General features: G+C 66.6%; 20 protein-coding genes and 1 tRNA gene. 10 read left to right on the forward strand and 11 right to left on the reverse strand.

The annotated features are described in order from the left end of the window. Window positions 1–3: 3 nt before the first annotated feature. From ABV518_RS02595 to ABV518_RS02620, 6 genes are all read right to left on the reverse strand, one after another. On the reverse strand, window positions 4–1,116 hold the full coding sequence (locus ABV518_RS02595) for a GNAT family N-acetyltransferase (RefSeq protein ID WP_367765235.1): 1,113 nt from the start codon (window positions 1,114–1,116) through the stop codon (window positions 4–6). 123 nt (window positions 1,117–1,239) lie between these two features. After that, window positions 1,240–1,947 carry a 50S ribosomal protein L1 gene (rplA, locus tag ABV518_RS02600; RefSeq protein ID WP_131131289.1) on the reverse strand — a complete coding sequence of 236 codons (708 nt, stop codon included), beginning with the start codon at window positions 1,945–1,947 and terminating at the stop codon, window positions 1,240–1,242. 129 nt (window positions 1,948–2,076) lie between these two features. After that, window positions 2,077–2,508, reverse strand: coding sequence for a 50S ribosomal protein L11 (gene rplK, locus ABV518_RS02605; protein ID WP_024365990.1), 432 nt, complete (start codon window positions 2,506–2,508; stop codon window positions 2,077–2,079). A gap of 131 nt (window positions 2,509–2,639) precedes the next feature. Then, on the reverse strand, window positions 2,640–3,482 hold the full coding sequence (nusG, locus tag ABV518_RS02610; RefSeq protein ID WP_367765236.1) for a transcription termination/antitermination protein NusG: 843 nt from the start codon (window positions 3,480–3,482) through the stop codon (window positions 2,640–2,642). A 117-nt stretch (window positions 3,483–3,599) separates the two neighbouring features. Further along, entirely contained in the window at window positions 3,600–3,884 is a 285-nt protein-coding gene (secE, locus tag ABV518_RS02615; RefSeq protein WP_310161201.1) for a preprotein translocase subunit SecE, read from the reverse strand. Between the two features lie 80 nt (window positions 3,885–3,964). After that, window positions 3,965–4,037: transfer RNA gene (locus ABV518_RS02620), tRNA-Trp, on the reverse strand. Between the two features lie 276 nt (window positions 4,038–4,313). On the opposite strand from ABV518_RS02620, the gene ABV518_RS02625 reads away from it, so the two are divergent. Then, a complete protein-coding gene (locus ABV518_RS02625) occupies window positions 4,314–5,531 on the forward strand; it encodes a pyridoxal phosphate-dependent aminotransferase (RefSeq protein ID WP_367765237.1) in 1,218 nt (405 codons plus the stop codon). A 173-nt stretch (window positions 5,532–5,704) separates the two neighbouring features. Here ABV518_RS02625 and ABV518_RS02630 read toward each other — a convergent pair whose 3' ends face one another. Together ABV518_RS02630 and ABV518_RS02635 are read right to left on the reverse strand one after the other, a co-directional pair. After that, on the reverse strand, window positions 5,705–6,388 hold the full coding sequence (locus ABV518_RS02630) for a LuxR C-terminal-related transcriptional regulator (RefSeq protein WP_367765238.1): 684 nt from the start codon (window positions 6,386–6,388) through the stop codon (window positions 5,705–5,707). Next, window positions 6,385–7,860, reverse strand: a complete 1,476-nt coding sequence (locus tag ABV518_RS02635) for a PspC domain-containing protein (protein ID WP_367765239.1) — start codon at window positions 7,858–7,860, stop codon at window positions 6,385–6,387. Before ABV518_RS02635 ends, ABV518_RS02630 begins: the two co-directional genes overlap by 4 nt. A 124-nt stretch (window positions 7,861–7,984) precedes the next feature. Here ABV518_RS02635 and ABV518_RS02640 point away from each other — a divergent pair, with 124 nt between their 5' ends. From ABV518_RS02640 to ABV518_RS02680, 9 genes are all read left to right on the forward strand, one after another. Then, window positions 7,985–9,562, forward strand: coding sequence for a PspC domain-containing protein (locus ABV518_RS02640; RefSeq protein WP_367765240.1), 1,578 nt, complete (start codon window positions 7,985–7,987; stop codon window positions 9,560–9,562). A gap of 1 nt (window position 9,563) precedes the next feature. Further along, the gene (locus ABV518_RS02645) at window positions 9,564–9,848 is read left to right on the forward strand and encodes a hypothetical protein (protein WP_367765241.1); all 285 of its coding nucleotides are present in this window, start codon (window positions 9,564–9,566) and stop codon (window positions 9,846–9,848) included. A gap of 3 nt (window positions 9,849–9,851) precedes the next feature. Further along, complete coding sequence (locus ABV518_RS02650) at window positions 9,852–10,109, forward strand: PspC domain-containing protein (RefSeq protein WP_131131283.1); 258 nt, start codon at window positions 9,852–9,854, stop codon at window positions 10,107–10,109. Between the two features lie 144 nt (window positions 10,110–10,253). Continuing rightward, entirely contained in the window at window positions 10,254–11,246 is a 993-nt protein-coding gene (locus ABV518_RS02655) for an ABC transporter ATP-binding protein (RefSeq protein WP_367765242.1), read from the forward strand. Then, complete coding sequence (locus ABV518_RS02660; RefSeq protein ID WP_367765243.1) at window positions 11,243–12,109, forward strand: ABC transporter permease; 867 nt, start codon at window positions 11,243–11,245, stop codon at window positions 12,107–12,109. The genes ABV518_RS02655 and ABV518_RS02660 overlap by 4 nt, the downstream gene beginning before the upstream one ends. Window positions 12,110–12,173: 64 nt before the next feature. Beyond that, window positions 12,174–13,445, forward strand: a complete 1,272-nt coding sequence (locus ABV518_RS02665) for a sensor histidine kinase (protein ID WP_367765244.1) — start codon at window positions 12,174–12,176, stop codon at window positions 13,443–13,445. Further along, window positions 13,442–14,074, forward strand: a complete 633-nt coding sequence (locus ABV518_RS02670) for a response regulator (RefSeq protein ID WP_367765245.1) — start codon at window positions 13,442–13,444, stop codon at window positions 14,072–14,074. The genes ABV518_RS02665 and ABV518_RS02670 overlap by 4 nt, the downstream gene beginning before the upstream one ends. Window positions 14,075–14,172: 98 nt before the next feature. Next, the gene (locus tag ABV518_RS02675) at window positions 14,173–15,198 is read left to right on the forward strand and encodes an ATP-dependent 6-phosphofructokinase (RefSeq protein WP_367765246.1); all 1,026 of its coding nucleotides are present in this window, start codon (window positions 14,173–14,175) and stop codon (window positions 15,196–15,198) included. A 98-nt stretch (window positions 15,199–15,296) separates the two neighbouring features. Continuing rightward, complete coding sequence (locus ABV518_RS02680; protein WP_367765247.1) at window positions 15,297–16,013, forward strand: GNAT family N-acetyltransferase; 717 nt, start codon at window positions 15,297–15,299, stop codon at window positions 16,011–16,013. Window positions 16,014–16,035: 22 nt separating this feature from the next. Here the strand turns inward: ABV518_RS02680 and ABV518_RS02685 are convergent, their stop codons facing one another. The 3 genes from ABV518_RS02685 to ABV518_RS02695 are packed head-to-tail and all read right to left on the reverse strand — an operon-like array spanning window position 16,036 to window position 19,058. After that, complete coding sequence (locus ABV518_RS02685) at window positions 16,036–17,547, reverse strand: DHA2 family efflux MFS transporter permease subunit (RefSeq protein ID WP_367765248.1); 1,512 nt, start codon at window positions 17,545–17,547, stop codon at window positions 16,036–16,038. 3 nt (window positions 17,548–17,550) lie between these two features. Next, window positions 17,551–17,976, reverse strand: a complete 426-nt coding sequence (locus ABV518_RS02690) for an ankyrin repeat domain-containing protein (protein ID WP_367765249.1) — start codon at window positions 17,974–17,976, stop codon at window positions 17,551–17,553. Continuing rightward, complete coding sequence (locus tag ABV518_RS02695; protein ID WP_367765250.1) at window positions 17,976–19,058, reverse strand: folate-binding protein YgfZ; 1,083 nt, start codon at window positions 19,056–19,058, stop codon at window positions 17,976–17,978. Before ABV518_RS02695 ends, ABV518_RS02690 begins: the two co-directional genes overlap by 1 nt. Window positions 19,059–19,092 lie beyond the last annotated feature (34 nt).

Consider the following 19,092-nt stretch of genomic DNA (forward strand, 5'->3'; position numbering starts at 1 on the left):
GCATCATCCCAGCCGTTTCTGCCACTCACCTTCATAGCCAGCAGGCTTGAATCCAAGCGAAATATTTATCGCCAGCATATGCTGGTTTTCGTTGGCATTCCATGTAAGGACCGACCGCGCGGCGGGCCACCGCTGCTGCGCCAGACGCAGGTTCGCGAGTTTGACCAGCATTCCCAGGCGGTGTCCCCGGTGCTCCGCGGACACCAACGTATCCTGCTGGATCACGGTTGCCGGCATGTCCGGGCGCCAATTCAGGACCGTGTACGCCGCAAGTCCGCCGGACGCACTGTGCACCGCGGCGGCGACCTGGACCTGGACGCCGCTGCGGGCAAGCGTCCGCTCCTCATCCCGGACACGCGCGATGTCCCAATCCTCGGCGCCCCAGTCCAATCCGGCGGTGGGAACGTCCGTGCTCATCCGGGCCTTCAGGATGGCATACTCCGCAACGAATTCGTCAGGGCACGACTCTGCCCAGGCAACCATCGTGTAGTCCCGCGCAAAGGCGGACGCCTCAGCCGCAAGCATTTCCAGATGCTCCGGCGGCACGGGCAACGCGAGGCGGCTGGACCTCTCCACCTGCTCCAGCTCATATCCGGCCCCGGACGCGAAGGCGGTTGAGGCCTCGTCCCGCGGGAGTCCGCCGGCACCTGATTTGGCCGGAAGCAATCCGGCCGAACGCTCCACCAGCTCCAGCGGGATCTCGCAATAGGAGTCCAGCGACGTGCGTCCCCGCCCCACGGCCACGGACTCTGCATACTCCAGCAGGCGGCGCCCCCACCCGCGGCGCCTGTGCGCGGGGGTCACCAGGACATCGATCCCGGCCGTGGAGGTGTTTTCACGCAGCGGCAGCGTGACTGAGCACATGCCCACCAGCTCCGTGCCCAGCCTCGCGATGTAGAGCTGCCGCTCCTCATACTCATTGCCCCGCCAGAATTCCATGGCTTCCGCCGGGGTGAGGCAACGGTCCAGGTCGCCCCACTTCTGAAGCTCGTGGGCTTCGCGGAGGGCCTGGCAGGCGTGGAAGTCCGCGGCACTGTCCGGGCGTTCCCCGCCGCCGGAACCGCCGCCGTCGGGCGTTTCCGGGATACGAACGGCGGTGATGGCCAGGTCGGTCATGCCCCCAGCCTAGCCATCGGTGCGATTTAGTCGAGGGAAGGGGTTAAGCAAAGGAACCGCCCGGCGCAAAGCCGGACGGTTCCCATGTATATGCCGGACGGAGCCGGCAGGCGCTGTTGAGGATTAGACCTCGGTCAGTACCTTGGTGACGTTGGGGTCAACGGAGATGCCCGGACCGAACGTGGTGGCCACGGTGGCCTTCTGGATGTAGCGGCCCTTGGAAGCGGACGGCTTCAGGCGAAGGACCTCTTCCAGTGCTGCTGCGTAGTTCTCGGCCAGCTTGATGGCGTCGAAGGAAACCTTGCCGATGATGAAGTGCAGGTTCGAGTGCTTGTCGACGCGGAAGTCGATCTTGCCGCCCTTGATGTCGTTGACAGCCTTGGCGACATCCGGGGTGACCGTGCCGGTCTTCGGGTTCGGCATCAGGTTACGGGGACCCAGCACCTTACCAAGACGGCCAACCTTGCCCATGAGGTCAGGGGTGGCTACGGCTGCGTCGAAGTCGGTCCAGCCGGCGGCGATCTTTTCGATCAGGTCATCGGAACCAACGAAGTCGGCGCCGGCAGCGATTGCTGCTTCTGCCTTGTCGCCCGTTGCGAAAACGAGGACGCGGGCGACCTTGCCGGTGCCGTGGGGCAGGTTGACCGTGCCGCGGACCATCTGGTCAGCCTTACGAGGGTCAACGCCCAGGCGGAAGGCAACCTCAACGGTGGCGTCGAACTTGGACGGGTTGGTGTCCTTGGCGAGCGTCACTGCCTCGAACGGCGCGTAGAACTTCTCCGCGTCGATCTTGGCGGCTGCTGCCTCATATGCTTTGCTGCGCTTTGCCATGCTGCTTACTTCTCCTTGTGCAGTTGTGGTCTGCGGACCGCGCTGGGCCCTGCCACAGTCGGGAATCCGGCATGGAATCCCAACATTTTAATGTTTCAGTGGTGCCGGTCGCCCGGCGGGTGAAGGCTCTTAGCCCTCGACGGTGATACCCATGGAGCGGGCGGTGCCGGCGATGATCTTCGCTGCGCCTTCGAGGCTGGTGGCGTTGAGGTCTTCCATCTTGGTGGTGGCGATCTCGTTGACCTGGGCCTGCGTCAGCTTGGCAACCTTGACGGTGTGCGGCGTGGGTGAACCCTTGGCAACGCCTGCAGCCTTCTTGATGAGCTCTGCAGCCGGCGGGGTCTTGGTGATGAACGTGAATGAACGGTCTTCGTAAACCGTGATTTCCACGGGGATGACGTTTCCGCGCTGGGCTTCTGTGGCAGCGTTGTACGCCTTGCAGAATTCCATGATGTTGACACCGTGCTGGCCAAGCGCAGGACCGATCGGCGGAGCCGGGTTAGCGGCACCTGCCTGGATCTGCAGCTTGATGAGGCCGGTGACCTTCTTCTTGGGAGCCAATGTAGGGTCCTTCTCTCAATAACGTCCTGGGACACAGGAGCGTGCCTCAGGTTTTTGGCCGCCATGGCGAGGCGGCCGGCCGTTCCGGAACTGCTAAGCGGGCAGCGCCGGAGCGAATTCTGTGCGTGGTGCTAGATCTTGGTGACCTGGTTGAACGCCAGGGTGACCGGGGTTTCGCGCTCGAAGATGGAGACCAGCACCACGAGGGTCTGGGATTCCACCTTGATCTCGGAGATCGTGGCCGGAAGGGTCTCGAACGGACCTTCCTTGACGATGACGGATTCGCCAACCTCGAAGTCGACGTCAACCGGGGTGGCAGCGTGCTTGACCGGCTTGCCCTTCTCGGCCTGCTCTTCTTCGAAGACCGGGGCGAGCATGGAGAAGACCTCATCGAGGCGCAGCGGCACGGGGTTGTGGGCGTTGCCCACGAAGCCGGTGACGCCGGGGGTGTGGCGGACGGCGCCCCAGGAGGCGTCCGTCAGGTCCATGCGGACCAGGACGTAGCCGGGGATGCGGACGCGGTTGATGACCTTGCGCTGGGCGTTCTTGATCTCAACGACTTCTTCCATCGGCACCTGGATTTCGAAGATGAACTCTTCCATGTCCAGGGTCTGGATGCGGGTCTCAAGGTTGGCCTTTACGCGGTTTTCGTAACCAGCGTAGGAGTGGATGACGTACCAGTCACCCTCCTGGCGGCGCAGTTTGGCCTTGAATTCCTCAGCGGGATCAACCTCTGCCTTGGCGGCCGCAGCGGCGAGGGCGTCGGCCTCTTCCGACGCTTCGTCGGAGTCGTCGCCGTCAACGTCTGCCTCTGAAGCGTCAGAGTCATCGTCGGAATCATCAGCGTCGTCAGAATCGGCGAAGTCGGATTCGGACGCAGCGGACTCAACCTCAGACTCTTCACCGGCTTCTGCCGTGACGTCCGTGGACTCTTCCAGCTCAGTCTCGGTTACCTCGAGCTCCTGCTCAGACACTTGGTCTCCTGCTTCCTCATTGCCTAACATGCCTATTTAAATGGCTCAATTCCGCACGCTGACGTGGCTTCCTCCGGTTTACCCGGACCAGACCACGCAGCCTGCGGACGATTCGCCTTAGCGGTCCCCGGGGGCTATCCCGCCGAAGACCCAGCTGACAGCGGTTCCAAAACCGATGTCCAGCAGGCTGACGATGACCATCATGATGGCCACGAACACCAGCACCACCAGTGTGTAATTGATCAGTTCCTTGCGGGTTGGTGCAACAACCTTCTTCAGTTCGCCGATGATCTGGCGGACGAAAAGTGCAATGCGAGCGAAGAAGTTTGCCTTGGCGGCCTTCTTAGCTGGGCGGCCCTTGGAGCTGCTGGCAGCTGTTTCGGTCACCTGGTCCTCACTCATCTTTGCAATGTTGGATTACCCGGTCCTGATCAGACCATGGTTGCTGCGCTTGCTCCGGCATTCCGCCGGAACAGCTTGCGCAGGGCAGACAGGACTCGAACCTGCAACCTGCGGTTTTGGAGACCGCTGCGCTACCAATTGCGCCACTACCCTATGGATCAAAAACCGCACCTGACGAAACTTCCGCAGTTTGCACTGGGGCGCACGCCATCATCCGTGTTTTCAACACCGGAGAACCAGTCTACGCAACAACTTCGTGTTCGTCGAACCAGCCTCATTCCGGGCCCTTCGCGCCCCTGGAATTGGTGACCTGACCTGCAGTCATAAATCCAATCCGGCAACCCGAACGATCCGGTGAACAGCATAGAGTAGATCACGTCGAATTCCACCATTCAGCCATCGAGCTGCAAGCGAAGAACGGACCCTGCCATGTCTGCCGCCCGCGTTTCCCAGCGCATTTCCGCCATTGCCGAATCCGCAACCCTGGCCGTTGACGCCAAGGCCAAGGCGCTGAAGGCAGCCGGCCGGCCGGTCATTGGCTTCGGCGCAGGCGAACCGGACTTCCCCACCCCGGACTACATCGTCCAGGCGTCGATTGAGGCCGCCAGCCAGCCCAAGTACCACCGCTACTCCCCCGCCGGCGGCCTGCCGGAGCTGAAGAAGGCCATTGCCGAGAAGACCCTCCGGGATTCCGGCTATGCCGTGGACGCGTCCCAAGTGCTGGTGACCAACGGCGGCAAGCAGGCCGTGTACAACACGTTCGCCACGCTGGTGGATCCGGGCGACGAAGTGATTGTTCCCACACCGTTCTGGACCACGTACCCGGAGGCCATCAGGCTCGCCGGCGGTGTCCCGGTTGAGGTCTTCGCCGGTCCGGAACAGGATTACCTCGTCACAGTGGACCAGCTTGAAGCGGCGCTCACGGACCGCACCAAGATCCTGCTGTTCGTCTCGCCGTCCAACCCCACGGGTTCGGTTTACTCCCCCGAGCAGGTCGCCGAGATCGGCAAATGGGCCGCAGCCAAGGGCCTCTGGGTGGTCACCGACGAAATCTACGAGCACCTGACCTACGACGGCGTCCCCTTCACGTCCATCGCCACCGCCGCCCCTGAACTGGGCGACAAAGTAGTGATCCTCAACGGCGTCGCCAAAACCTACGCCATGACCGGCTGGCGCGTGGGCTGGATGATCGGCCCGGCCGACGTCATCAAGGCTGCCACCAACCTGCAGTCCCACGCCACGTCCAATGTCTCCAACATCATGCAGATCGCGGCCCTTGCCGCCGTCTCCGGTCCGCTCACGGCCGTTGATGACATGAAGGTTGCCTTTGACCGCCGCCGCAAGGCGATCGTCGCCGGGCTGAACGCCATCGACGGTGTGGAATGCCCGACGCCGAAGGGTGCCTTCTACGTCTACGCGGACGTCCGCGGGCTGCTGGGGAAGGAATTCCCGACGGCGGCGGGCAGCGCCACGCCGTCGACCTCCGCTGAGCTGGCCACCCTGATCCTGGACGAGGTTGAGGTGGCTGTGGTGCCGGGCGAGGCTTTCGGCCCCTCCGGCTACCTGCGCCTCTCCTACGCCCTGGGCGACGACGACCTGGCCACCGGCGTAGCCCGGCTCCAGGACTTCCTGGGCAAGGCCAAGTAGGCACGCTCTCTCACTTCCTGCAGGAAAAACCGGAACGCTCTACCACTTTCCTTTGGAGAGTGATAGAGCGTTCCGGTTTAAGCCGCATCAAGTGATAGAGCGTCGTGGAAAAAGCCGCATCAAGTGAGAGATGGTTGGGGAAAAAGCCGCGTCAAGTGATAGGGCGTTGGGGGTTAGAGGAGGCGGCGTTCGGCGGCCCACTTGGTGAGCTCGTGCCGGCTGGAGAGCTGGAGTTTGCGCAGCACCGCTGACACGTGGGTCTCCACGGTCTTGATGCTGATGAACAGTTCCTTGGCCACTTCCTTGTAGCTGTAGCCGCGGGCGATGAGGCGCATGACTTCCAGCTCGCGGGCGGACAGCCGGTCCAGCTCGTCATCGGCAATGTCTGCCGGGGCGGTGCCGAAGGCGTCCAGCACAAAGCCTGCCAGCCGGGGCGAAAAGACGGCGTCGCCGCCCGCCACCCGGAAGACGGCGTCGGTGATTTCGGCTCCGGAGATGGTCTTGGTGACATACCCCCGCGCCCCTGCCCGGATGACCGCCACAACGTCCTCGGCCGCGTCCGAGACACTGAGTGCCAGGAACTTGGTGGACCCCAGGAGCGCGGCGGAACCGGCGATGACTTCGCGCCCGCCGCCGCCGAGGCCGCCGGGCAGGTGCACATCGAGCAGCACCACTTCCGGACGCTCCTGGGCGATCACGGCAATGGCCTGCTCCACCGTGGCGGCCTCGCCCACCACCTGGATGCTCGCGTCAAGGTCAGCCTTGAGGCCGGAACGGAAGATGGCGTGGTCGTCCACGATCACCACCCGGACCGGCTGCGCGGGGCGGATGGGTCCGGTCCCCTGTACGTTGCTCATGATTTCCCTTCCGCATTGTCCGTTTGGAGCGCCGGCAGGCCCAGCCGCACCTCAGTGCCGTCAGGGGTGCTGGTGATGGAGGCCGTGCCGCCGTGGCGCTTCATGCGTCCGATGATCGATTCCCGGACACCCAGCCTGTCCTCCGGCACGTCGTTGAGTTCGAAGCCCGGTCCGCGGTCCTTGACGAAGACCTCGGCGCGGCCCTCCGAGACCTCAACGTATACCGAGACGGACCCGCCGCCGTGCCTGGAGGCGTTCAGCATCGCCTCGCGGCTGGCCTGGACCAAGGCTTCGTGGGCTTCGGTCATGGCCGTGTCCCCGACGCTCACCACCTCCACGGCGTTGCCCAGGAAGTCCTCCACCTCGGCCGCGGTTGCCTTGATCCGTTCCGAGAGCTGGCCTGCGTCGCGGCCCGGGTCCTGGAACAGCCAGCCCCGGAGTTCACGTTCCTGGGCCCGGGCCAGGCGGACCACGTCGTGTTCGTTGCCGGCCCGCCGCTGGATCAGGGCAAGGGTCTGCAGCACGGAGTCGTGCAGGTGGGCAGCGATCTCGGCCCGTTCCGTTTCGCGGACCCTGCCGGCGCGCTCTGATTCCAGGTCCCGCCAGAATTTGAGTGCCCACGGGAGGAGCACCAGGACGACGCCGCCCAGCACCGCCACCGAAGCGAGCAGCGCCAGCCAGGTCTGTTCCCATGATCCGGAGCCGGACACCATCACCAGCACGCCGGCGACCACCAACGCGAGCCCCGCAGCGAGGCGTGCCCAGCCGCCGGCCTGGTCGGCCTTGGTTTTGTCCAGCAGACCGGCACGGCGGGTCTCGTCCAGCTGCATCCAGGCGATGGCGGCGCCGCCCAGCACGGCCGCAGCAGGAATGAGGGTCCCCAAGGGCACGTCGACGCCCAGGAGCTGCGCGATCAGGATTCCCGCCACCAGGAGGAGCCCGGCGCCCAGCAGGATCTCCTTGCCATACCGCATGCTGCGGAACCGGAACCACGGCGGCCTGCCAGCCTGGCCCGCCAGGGGCGGACCGTAGCCAGCCGCAGAGGGGCCAAGCGGCACCGCCGCGGTGCCGTAGCTGTTGGCTGGCCCCGCCCCGGCAGCGTAGGCAGCGGCGGGGGCGGCAGCGCCGGCGTCGGGCATGCCCCAGAGTGGCGCGCCCGCGGCCTGGCCCGCGGGCGGCGCAGCACCGAATGCCGGGTCAATCCGCACGGGCGGCACGAGGCTGACGGCGGGGGCGATGGGCGACGCCGGCCGCCTGGCGTTGCGCCGGGCGCTTTCGTCAGCAGTGGGCACCATGATCCACAGCCACGCGTAGAAGGCCAGCCCGGCACCGCCGGCGAGGGTTGCGAGCGCCATGCCGATCCGGACATTCTTCACCGGCCAGCCCAGATGCGCCGCGAGGCCGGAGCACACGCCCGCGATGATCCGGTCGCTGCTGCGGACCAGCGGTGGGCGGGTAAGGGCTGTGCTCATGTGTCAATCCAAGCACGGATCAGGGTTCCCCGGACCGGATCCGGGCCTGAACCGGGGGTAACTCAGGGACGGTTCAGGGTGTTCCCCAGTAGAGCGGGACAGCCCGGGACGGCAGGATCAAAGTATGAACTCGCACACCCCCACCCCCGATGACGGACAACCCACGGAACCACTCCCTCCCCGCGGAAGCGAACAGCCCACCGAGCCACTCCCTCCCCGCGGAGCAGAACAGCCCACCAAACCCCTGACGCCTGGTCCGGACGCCTCGCAGGACGCGCCCCCGGCCCCGCCGCAGGACGCGACGCAGGATGCACCGCAACAGCCGCCCTACGGCCAGCAGTCCGGCCCGTATGCAGGCCCTTACACCAGCGCCAAAGCACCAGGCCAGTCCACTGACTTCTTCCCCTGGATCCGGAGCCACGGCATCCAGCGCGGACGTGACCGCTGGATCGGCGGTGTCTCCAGCGGCATCGCACACCGGATGGGCATCGACCCGCTGATTGTCCGCGGCATCTTCATCGTCCTCACCCTCTTCGCCGGCATTGGCGTCCTGCTCTACGGCCTGGCCTGGGCGTTCCTCCCCGAGCCTGACGGCCGCATCCACGTCCAGGAGGCCGGCGCAGGACGGTGGTCCACCGGCATGACCGGTGCGCTGATCACCACCGTGGTGGGCCTTACCGGTCTCGGCGGCGGCTTCTGGGGCTGGAGCCGGAACGGCTTCGGTGGATTCATCTGGACCGTCTTCTGGGTGGGCGGCGCCATCTACCTCATCTACTACCTGACCCAGCGCAACAAGGCCCGGAACGGAGCACTCATGAACGCCACCCCGCAGCCGGCCGGATCCGGCGGAAACGCCGCCTACGCGGCCGCCTACCCCACCACCCCCTACACCTCGCCCTACTCTGCTACCGACACCGGCTCTGCCGGAACCCCTCCCTACACGCCCACACCGCCTTCCGGCCCCACCCCGCCCTACGGCAGCGGCGGCTTCCCGGGCGGAGGCAACTATGGCGGCGGCAACTACGGCGGCGGCTACCAGCCGCCACAGGGCCCGGCGCGCCCACCCAAGGTCCGCCCGGCCGGCCCCGGAGCCCCCGCAGTGGCAATTACCGCCGGGACGGCACTCCTGGGGGGCGGCGGGCTCAAAGCCCTCGACGCCGGCAACGTCATCAACCTCGGCGACTCCGCCAACGCCATCGTCTGGGCCAGCGCCGCGGCGGTCCTGGGCATCGGCATCCTCATCGCCGGACTGCGCGGCAGGACCTCAGGGATCCTCGGCTTCTTCGCAGTGGTGGCACTGATCATCGGCGGCATCTTCAACGTGGTGGGCAACGGTGACAGGGTCCGCTTCACCCAGGTGGACTGGACGCCCGCCAGCATTGAGCAGGCCAGGGACGGCTTCGACGTCACTGCCGGCCGCGGGACTGTGGACCTCACGAATCTGAAGGTCGCCGCCCCGCTGCCATCCGACGTCGTGGTTCCCTTGAAAATCACGGCAAGCAACGTCACGGTGACCATCCCCGACAACGTCCCCGTGGACATCAAAGCGGACATGACAATGGGCAACATCCACGAAGGCGCCAACCACCGCAGCGGCATCTCCACCAGGGAGAGCAGCTACAACACCGACCTGCCGGGCGCCCGCCTGGTGGTCGAGATCGACGGCACCTTCAGCAACGTCACCATCCAGGAAGGGAACTGACATGAGCAACGTTGATCCGGCACCGGATTCATTCACCAAGGAAACGCCGACTGCGGACGTCACCGGGCCTGCGGGCCCTGCACCCACCAGGGTGGGAACCGTGGTCTGGGGCCTCGTGGTCCTGGCCCTCGCCGTCCTGATCATCACCGCCCAGCTGGGCGTCGTGACCCTGAACGGCACCTATGTGCTGATCGGCCTCATGATCGGGGCCGGGGCCGCGCTGGTGGTTGGCGGGCTGCTCTCGGCACGGAAACGTGACAATGAACCCACAACAGGGAAGTCTTGAGCCATGGACAAGTTTTTCAGCATCGTCAGGGGCTTCGGCCTGAAACGCGGTCCCGAGCGCTGGCTGGGCGGCGTGTGCGGAGGGATAGCAGCCAAGCTCAACGTGGACGTGGCCTTCGTGCGGATCGCGTTCCTGGTCTTCTGCCTCCTCCCCGGACCCGCAGTGGTCTTCTACGTGGCGGCCTGGCTGATCCTTCCGGACCAGCAGAACTCGATCCCGCTGCAGTCCTTCCTCGACCGGCGGTCCATCAACGGATCCTGATCCCTGGCAAACAGGCCCCCGCTTCCCCGGAGAATCCTTCCCGAAGCGGGGGCCTTTCTGCTGCCCGTGTCCACCGGCCGGTGGACACCAGGTTCAACCGCCCGGGCCTGTTGGCCAGCGCCCGGTGGCTGCCACGCTGGATGCATGAACTCTTCTACCAGCCCGGGGCGGCCGCCGGCCCCCGACGCCATCACCGTCCGCGGCCTCAACAAGGCCTACCGGCTGCCCAAAGGCGGCACTCTCACGGCCGTGGACCACCTGGACCTCACCATCCGCGCCGGCGAAACGTACGCCCTCCTGGGCCCCAACGGGGCCGGCAAGTCAACCACCATCGAGATGCTCGAAGGTCACCGTAAACCGGACAGTGGCGAGGTGAGGGTCCTGGAAACCCGGCCCTGGAAAGCTCCGCCGTCCTTCCGCGCCAGGATCGGGATCGTGCTCCAGGAGGCCACCGACTCGGGGGAACTCCGGGTTTCGGAGGCACTGCGGTCACTGGCCTCCTGCTTTCCTGCGCCCCGGCAGGTGGACGAGGTCATCGACGCCGTAGGGCTCGGCGGCAAAGGCGGCGTCCGCATCTCCACACTGTCGGGCGGCCAGCGGCGCCGGCTGGACGTGGCGCTGGGGATCATCGGCAACCCGGAAGTCCTGTTCCTGGACGAACCCACCACGGGGTTCGATCCCGAGGCCCGGCGGCAATTCTGGGACCTCATCCGGCAGCTGAGCAGCGGCGGCACCACTATTGTGCTGACCACGCATTACCTGGACGAGGCCGAACAGCTGGCGGACCGGATCGGCGTGATCAACCACGGCCGGCTGATCGCCGAGGGAAGCCCGCAGGACATCGGCGGCCCCGGCCTCCGCGTGCCGCGCGTCCGGTGGCGGGATGCATCCGGCCTCCGTGAGGTGGTGACGGAGCAGCCGGCTGCACTGGTCAATTCGCTGTCCGACGGCGGCGCAACCGAGCCGGCGGAGCTCGCCGTCGTACGCCCCAGCCTGGAAGACATCTACCTCCAGCTGATCGGGGCGGCTGATGGGGCCGAGCGCCCAGACGGCACCGAAACGACGGCTGTCCCGGCGGCGCTGCCGGACTCTTTGCCGGACACGGCATCACCCTCCACGTCAGGAGCCCTCCGATGAGCACCACCTTCCCCCCATTCGCCGCCCACGAAACCGTCCGTGCGGCCTGGCGCCCATCAGTACTGCGCCTGGGACTTGGCCGGATCCTGCTGGAGATCAAACTATTTAACCGGGATGTGCTCTCACTGGTGCTGGTGCTGTTTTTCCCGATCCTGATGATGTCCCTGTTTGGCACCGTTTTCGGTGACGAGCCGGTCTTCGGGGCGGATCCGAACGGACAGGGCGGCATCACCCCGGCGCACTACTATTTGCCCGGCATGCTCGCGCTGAGCACCATCCTCAGCGGTTTCCAGAACCTCAGCAGCTATGTGGCCACTGAGCGTTTCAACGGCACGGTGAAACGGCTGGCCGGAACTCCCCTGCCTGCCGCCTCCTACTTCATCGGAAAAACGGGGCAAACCCTGTACCTGATCGTGGCGCAGACAGCCCTCCTGCTGCTGGCGGCCGCAGTCCTCTTCGACGTGCCGCTCCCCCGGGAAGCCGGCCAGTGGGGCCTGATGGCATTGCTCATGCTTCTTGCCACTGCTGCGTGGGCCACGGTGGCGATCGCCTTCACGGCGCTGCCCAAGTCTGCGCAGAGCGCCTCGACGCTCGCGGTCCTGCCGGTACTGCTGTTGTCTTTCACCTCAGGGGTGTACTTCCCGTTTTCCCAGCTTCCGGACTGGCTGCAGTCCATCAGCAACTTCTTTCCGCTGCGCTGGACGGCGAGCGCCTTCCGGTCGGTTTTCCTCCCGGCCGGCTTTGAGGCCGTGGAGCCGGGCGGAACGTACAACCTGCCGCTCACGTTCCTCGTGCTGGGATTGTGGGTGGCCGCGGGTGCAGTCGTGGCCCGGCTGGCGTTCAAGTGGCCGCCGCAGAAGTAGCAGGCTCCGTGGCGCACCAATCGTTGGTGTTGGTTGCCCGCCGCCCCGCCGATAAGGTGCACCCATGAGCTATATCAGCGGACGGACCGAGCGGCTGCTGCCCGCCCGCTCGGTGTGGACCACCTCCATGGTGTGGTGGCATGCGGGTTTCTACGCTGCCCTGGCCAGCGTGTCCTATCTCGCCCTGTTCGGCAATGAGCGGGAGTCCGGGACGCCGCTGGTGATCGGGGCGCTGCTGCTGCTGGGGATTGCCTACCCGTTCCTCACCCGCACCAGGGACCTCCGCACATCACGCCCCACCGTCTACGTGGCACTGCTGGTGGCTGTGGTGGTGTTCCTGTCGTTCGTCTACGACGGCGCCGGCGTCCTGCTCTTTGTGGCCTTCCCGCAGGTCTGGATGTTTACCGCCTCGCAGCGCCAGGGCGTGGCCGCCACGGCGATCCTCTGCGTGGGGGTGGCCGTTGGACAGGTCAGCCGATACGGGCTGAGCGGCACCGAGGTTTACGGCATTACCGCCCAGCTGGTGACGTCGTTCGTGGCCAGCTGCATGATCGGCCTCTGGATCTCGAAAGTCATCGAGCAGAGTGAACAGCGAGCCGAACTGCTGGCCGAGCTCGAAGCCACCCGCCATGAGCTCAACGTTGCGGAGCAGGCCCGTGGTGCCCTGGCCGAGCGGGAACGGATGGCCCGGGAAATCCACGACACCCTGGCCCAGGGCTTTACGTCCATTGCCATGCTGTCCGAGGCGGCGCAGGCCCAGCTCCGGGTCCAACCACAGGATCCCGCGGGGCTGCTGCGGAGCCTGGCGGCCATCTCGGACACCGCACGGGAGAATTTGACGGAGGCCCGCGCCCTGGTGGCTTCGGGCGTCCCGTCCGACGTCCAAGGCGGGGACCTCCTCGCCGCATTGCAGCGGCTCCCGGACACGCTGCACCTGGATGGCATCGGGCTGACCGCGGCATTGCCCGACCGCCTGCCACCTCTCCCGTCCACACAGCAGGTGGCCCTGCTGAGGACGGCACAGGAAGCCCTGAACAACGTCCGGAGGCACTCGGGGGCCACCTCCGCGGAACTCTTGGTGGAGATCCCGGCAGGCAGCCCGCCTCTGCTCCGGCTGACGGTGACGGACAATGGCCAGGGATTCGATACCGCGGCCGGCCACCAGGGCTTTGGCCTGAAATCGATGTCCGCCCGGCTGGACGAAATAGGCGGCCGGCTCCAGGTCACGTCATCACCCGCCGGAACGCGCCTGGTGGCTGAAGTCCCGACGGCGGCACCAGGGCTTCGCGGCGCGGACGCCGGGCTGGGGACGCACGCACGGGGAGCGGGGGCATGAGCGCCCCGGGAACTGTAACGGTGGTCCTGGCCGACGACCACCCCGTAGTCCGGAGCGGCCTTGCCGCGCTGCTGCACACGGCAGAGGGCATCGATGTGGTGGCGGCCGCGGCCAACGGGCAGGAGGCGGTGGACGCGGTCAGCCGGCTACGCCCCGCCGTCGTACTCATGGACCTGCGGATGCCCGTCCTTGACGGGGCCGGCGCCACCGCGCAAATCCGGGACCGGTTTCCCGACACCAAGGTGCTGGTGCTGACCACGTACGACGACGACTCCGACATCATGCGCGCCGTGGAGTCCGGCGCGGTGGGCTACCTCCTCAAGGACACACCCGGCGACCGGATCATCGAGGCCGTGCGCGCTGCCGCGCGTGGTGAGACGGTCCTGGCGCCGCCGGTTGCCGCCCGCCTGGTATCGCGCATGCGGTCGCCGGAGCTGCCCCGGCTCACAGCCAGGGAGGTGGAGGTCCTCCGCTGCGTCGCCCAGGGATTGAGCAATCCTGAGGCGGCTGCGCGGCTGCACATCGCTGAAGCGACGGTCAAAACCCACCTGCTGAGGATCTTCAACAAGCTGGATGTGGACGACCGGACCCGGGCTGTGGTCCTCGCCATGGAACGGGGCCTTTTGTAACCGGTTTGTGTCGTACCCCACACCGACCACTAGAATCTAGGGTGAGCTCAGCGTGGCGCTCTGCCTGTAAACCTTCACACCAGGATTTGAGCCGAGACATGAAAATTGGAATTCTTACCAGCGGTGGCGACTGCCCCGGACTGAACGCCGTCATCCGCGGAGCCGTCCTGAAAGGCATCGCCATCCACGGCCACGAATTTGTGGGGTTCCTGGACGGCTGGCGCGGCGTCGTTGAAGGCGACATCATCGACATCCCCCGCACCATGGTCCGCGGCATCGCCAAGCAGGGCGGCACCATCCTGGGAACGTCCCGCACCAACCCGTTCGAAAACGGCGGCGGCCCCGACGTTATCAAGGCCCACATGGACCGGCTGGGCATCGACGCGATCATCGCCATCGGCGGCGAGGGAACCTTGGCCGCAGCCAAGCGCCTCACCGACGCCGGGCTGAAGATCGTCGGCGTCCCCAAGACCGTGGACAACGACCTCGACGCCACGGACTACACCTTCGGCTTCGACACCGCGGTCCAGATCGCCACCGAAGCCATCGACCGGCTGCGCACCACCGGCGAATCGCACCACCGCTGCATGATCGCCGAGGTCATGGGCCGCCACGTGGGCTGGATCGCCCTGCACGCCGGCATGGCCGCCGGTGCCCACGCCATCCTGATCCCGGAGCAGAAGGTCAGCATCGAACAGATCACCGAGTGGGTGCAGGAAGCCCACGACCGTGGCCGCGCACCCCTGGTGGTGGTTGCCGAAGGCTTTGTGCCGGACCACATGGAAACGCCGCACTCCGAACGCGGCCTGGACACCTTCGGCCGTCCCCGGCTGGGCGGCATCGCGGACCAGCTCGCCCCCGAACTGGAGGCACGCACCGGCATCGAGACCCGGGCCACCATCCTTGGCCACATCCAGCGCGGCGGCGTCCCGTCCGCTTTCGACCGCGTGCTGGCCACCCGCCTGGGCATGGCCGCCATCGACTCCGTGGTGGAGGGCTACTGGGGCACCATGGTGGCGCTCAAGGGCACCGACATCGAGCACGTTGGCTTCGCGGAAGCGCTGGGCCAGCTGAAAACCGTTCCGCAGAACCGCTATGACGAAGCCGCGGTCCTGTTCGGCTAAAGCAGATCGGCGCGAACTGGCAGTTAATACCCTCAGTTCTGAGTTTTGGGGTCATTAGCTGCCAGTTCGCGCTTCCCTGTGCTGGGTAGGCTGGGGATATGACTCTTGACCCCGGTTCCGCCGCCATCATCCAGCTCGCGTGGGCCCGGCGGCTGGGACTCGACGACGGTGCTTTCGCTGCGGCACTGGCGTCCGGCGAGCGGATCGTCCGGGCAGACGACTCGGCGAAATCCGTTGAATTTGTCCGGCTCTTCGGCAGCTCGGCCCTGGTGGGCCCGCAGTGGGTGATTGACGCGGCCGCCGCAATCCCGGATGAAGAGATGGCCCAGCACGTCACCCTGCTGACCCTGACCCGGGCCCATGGCGGACACGGCCTGGGCGCGGCGGCGCTGTTCTTCGCCGACGACCTGCCCCTGAAGCAGCCGTCCGACGACCTGACCGTATCCCACGGCAACCCGGAAGCGATCGAACTGGAAGGCCTGTGCCCGCCGGACGACGTCAACGAAGTGGGGCTCTCGGACCTCGAAAACCGGTACACCATCGTCCATGAGGTGGACGGCCGCCGGGTCCCGGTAGCCTGCGGAGCCTACTCGGAGTGGGAAGGCCTGCTGGGCCACCTCGGCGTGCTGGTGGATCCGGAGTGGCGGCGGCGCGGGCTTGGCTCCTTGGCGGCATCCATCGCCGCGCACGAAGCGCTCGCGGCAGGCCTCACCGTCCAGTGGCGGGCCGAGGTCAGCAACACGGGATCGGTTGCCCTGGCCCGGAAGCTCGGCCTGTCCACCGGCGGGATCCACACCAGCGTGCACCTGGGCTGACCCCCGGCCCTCCCAAAAACGGCTATCCCGCCCGGGGTGCGCCCTCCGGGGCTTTAGCACCCGCGGAAGGGGCATGCTGTGCGCCCCAGCCATTCACTGCCTTGGGTTTGGCGAAGAACAGCGCCACGGCTGCCCCCACCAGGATCACAGCCGCCGGCAGCAGGATGGACTGGCCCATCGCCGTCGAGAATCCCTCATGGAGGGCTTCCGGAAGCCGGCCGGAGAATTCCATGCTTTCGCCGCCGGGTCCGGCCGGAAGTTCCGCAGCCAGCCGCGACTGGATCAGGACTGCAATGGCCGCGCTGCCCAGCACGGCACCGATCTGGCGGGTGGTGTTGTAGACGCCCGACCCGGCTCCGGCCTGCCGCGACGGCAGGTTCCGCGTCGCCGTCGAACTCAGCGGGGCCCAGATGCCGGCGTTCGCGAAGCCCAGCACGGCGCTGGGCAGCAGGAACAGCAGGATGGGCGTGTCCGGGTGCATCAGGACCGAGTTCCACACCAGCGCCACGGCCATCAGCACCAGACCGCCGGAGGTGATGTATTTGGGGTTGACGCGGTCGATGATCCTCCCGACCACGGGGGCGAGTCCGCCGGAGATGAGCGCCATGGGCACCATCATCAGAGCCGACTGCGTCGGGGTCATGCCCCGGACCATCTGGTAGTAGAAGATCAGCGGCAGCCCGAATGCGGTCACGGTGAAACCCACGGTGGTGATGCCGATGTTTGCCAGCGAGAAATTGCGGTCGCGGAACAGGTCCAGCGGCAGCAGAGGTTCACCCTTGTTGAACCGCTGCCAGGCGATGAAGCCGGCCAGCACAACAATGCCGGCGATGATCAGGCTCCAGACGCTGAGCGGCCCGGCAATGGTGCCCCAGTTGTAGGTCTCGCCTTCCTGGATGCCGAACACCAGCAGGAAGAGTCCGACGGCGCTGAGCAGCACGCCGGGGATGTCGAACCGGTGCGGGTGGGTGCTGAGGGACGGGACAAAGCGCCAGGCGAGGATAAAGCCCACGATCCCGACCGGGACGTTGATGAAGAAGATCCATTCCCAGCCGAGGCTGTCCACCAGGATTCCGCCCAGGATAGGGCCCACCAGGGTGGCCATGCCGGCGGTGGCTCCCCAGAGCCCCATGGCCGCGCCACGCCGGTCCGGAGGGAAGATCCTGGTGATGACGGCCATAGTCTGCGGCGTCATGATGGCAGCACCGAGGCCCTGCAGGACCCGCGCGGTGATCAGGGACTGGATGTCGCCGGCCAGCCCGCACCACAGCGACGCCAGGGTGAAAACCACCAGGCCCAGGAGGTACAGCTTCTTAGGGCCGAACCGGTCGCCAAGGCGGCCGGTGATCAGCAGCGGCACGGCGTAGGCCAGCAGGTAGGCGCTGGTCACCCAGATCACGGCGTTGATGTCCGTGCCCAGGCCTTCCATGATGCTGGGGTTGGCCACCGAGACGATGGTGGTGTCGATCAGGATCATAAAGAACCCGATCACCAGCGACCAGAGGGCAGGCCAGGGCCGGGCCACGTTTTCCACGGGTCAGTTACCCAGCAGCTCGAGAATTTCGGTGCGGGCGAACATCTGCGCCGCAGCCCGGGCCGACGGCGTGCCGGCGTCGGGATCGGCTCCGGCGTCCAGCAGTATGCGGGCAACATCCGTGTAGCCCTTGAACGCCGCGCCGGCCAGCGGCGTCTGGCCGCGGTCGTTGGCGGTGTCAGGCTCGGCCCCGTGCTCCAGGATCAGCTGCACTGTCTCAGCGTGGCCGTGGTAGGCGGCCAGCATCAGCAGCGAATCCCCGGCGGCGTTGGTCATGGTGGCCGGAGCCCCGGCGCTGAGGTAGCCGCGCAAGAGCCCGGTGTCGCCTTCCCTGGCGGCCTGGAACAGCTTGTGGGCGAGCGCGACAGTTTCGTCGTCAGGTGCCGGTGTGCCGGGTGTTGCCGGGCCGGGTGCGGTGTTTTCTGTCATTAGCGGGTCCCCCTCAGGAATCCAGTCTGGCGCCCCACCACCTGGCCGGCGTCGGGCGCAACAATCACTTCCTGGGCGGCGGTGTACGGTTCCTCGCCGTCCAGCACAGTCAGTATTTCATCGGGTGAAACGGACCTCTTGATGACAGCCAGGGCCACGGGGCCCATTTCAAAGTGCTGGGCCACGGAGGTCACCGTGCCGACTTTCCGCTCACCGAGCAGGACCTGGCTGCCCGGCGCGGGCATGGTGTGCTGCGACCCGTCCAGCTGGAGGAACACCAGCCGCCTTGGCGGATGGCCCAGGTTGTGCACGCGGGCTATGGTCTCCTGGCCCTTGTAGCAGCCCTTGGACAGGTGCACGGCGGTGCGGAGCAGGTCCAGTTCGTGGGGAATGGTCTTGTCGTCGGTTTCCGAGCCGAGCCGTGGGCGCCACGCAGCAACACGGAGGGCCTCGGCGGCCAACATGCCTGCGAGCGGCCTGTCCCCCACCGTCTGCTCCAGCTCGGCGGCCGGTACCAGGTATTCGAACCACGGGCGTTCCAGCCCGGGGTGGCCTTCTTCCGGAACCACCGCGTACGAATAGCCGCCGGCGCCCACATGGGGCCAGGGATCCCGCCACGACTGCAGGCCGGACCATTCCGGCACTTGCTTGGTGGACCCGAGCACTGCCCAGTCTCCTGAGACATCGGTGATTTCGACGCGCAGCATGAACTTCATCCTGTTCAGCCACTCAGCCAGCGGGCCCGCCTCGGCGGCCTCAACGATCAGCCAGGTGGTCCCGCCGTCGTCCACTACCCGGGCGTCAAACTCGATCCGGCCCTGAACGCTGAGCAGGAGCAGCTCGCTTGATTCGCCAGGCTGCAGGCCGGTGACCAGCTGCGAGGACAGCGTGTTCAACCAGCTGAGCCGGTCCGGACCGCTGACAGTCACCACGCCGCGGTGGGAGAGGTCGACGACGGCGGTGCCGGCCGCGAGCGCGCGCTGCTCGCGCAGCGGCTCACCGTAGTGGGATGCGACGCCGGCGTCAGCGCCGCCGCCCTCGACGGCGCCAGGGCGCGACAACAGGGGGCTGGGAGTAGTCATACTGGGGGCAACGTCCTTTGGTCAGTGTGTATTC

The organism is Arthrobacter sp. HS15c, assembly GCF_040812005.1.
GTDB lineage: Bacteria > Actinomycetota > Actinomycetes > Actinomycetales > Micrococcaceae > Arthrobacter.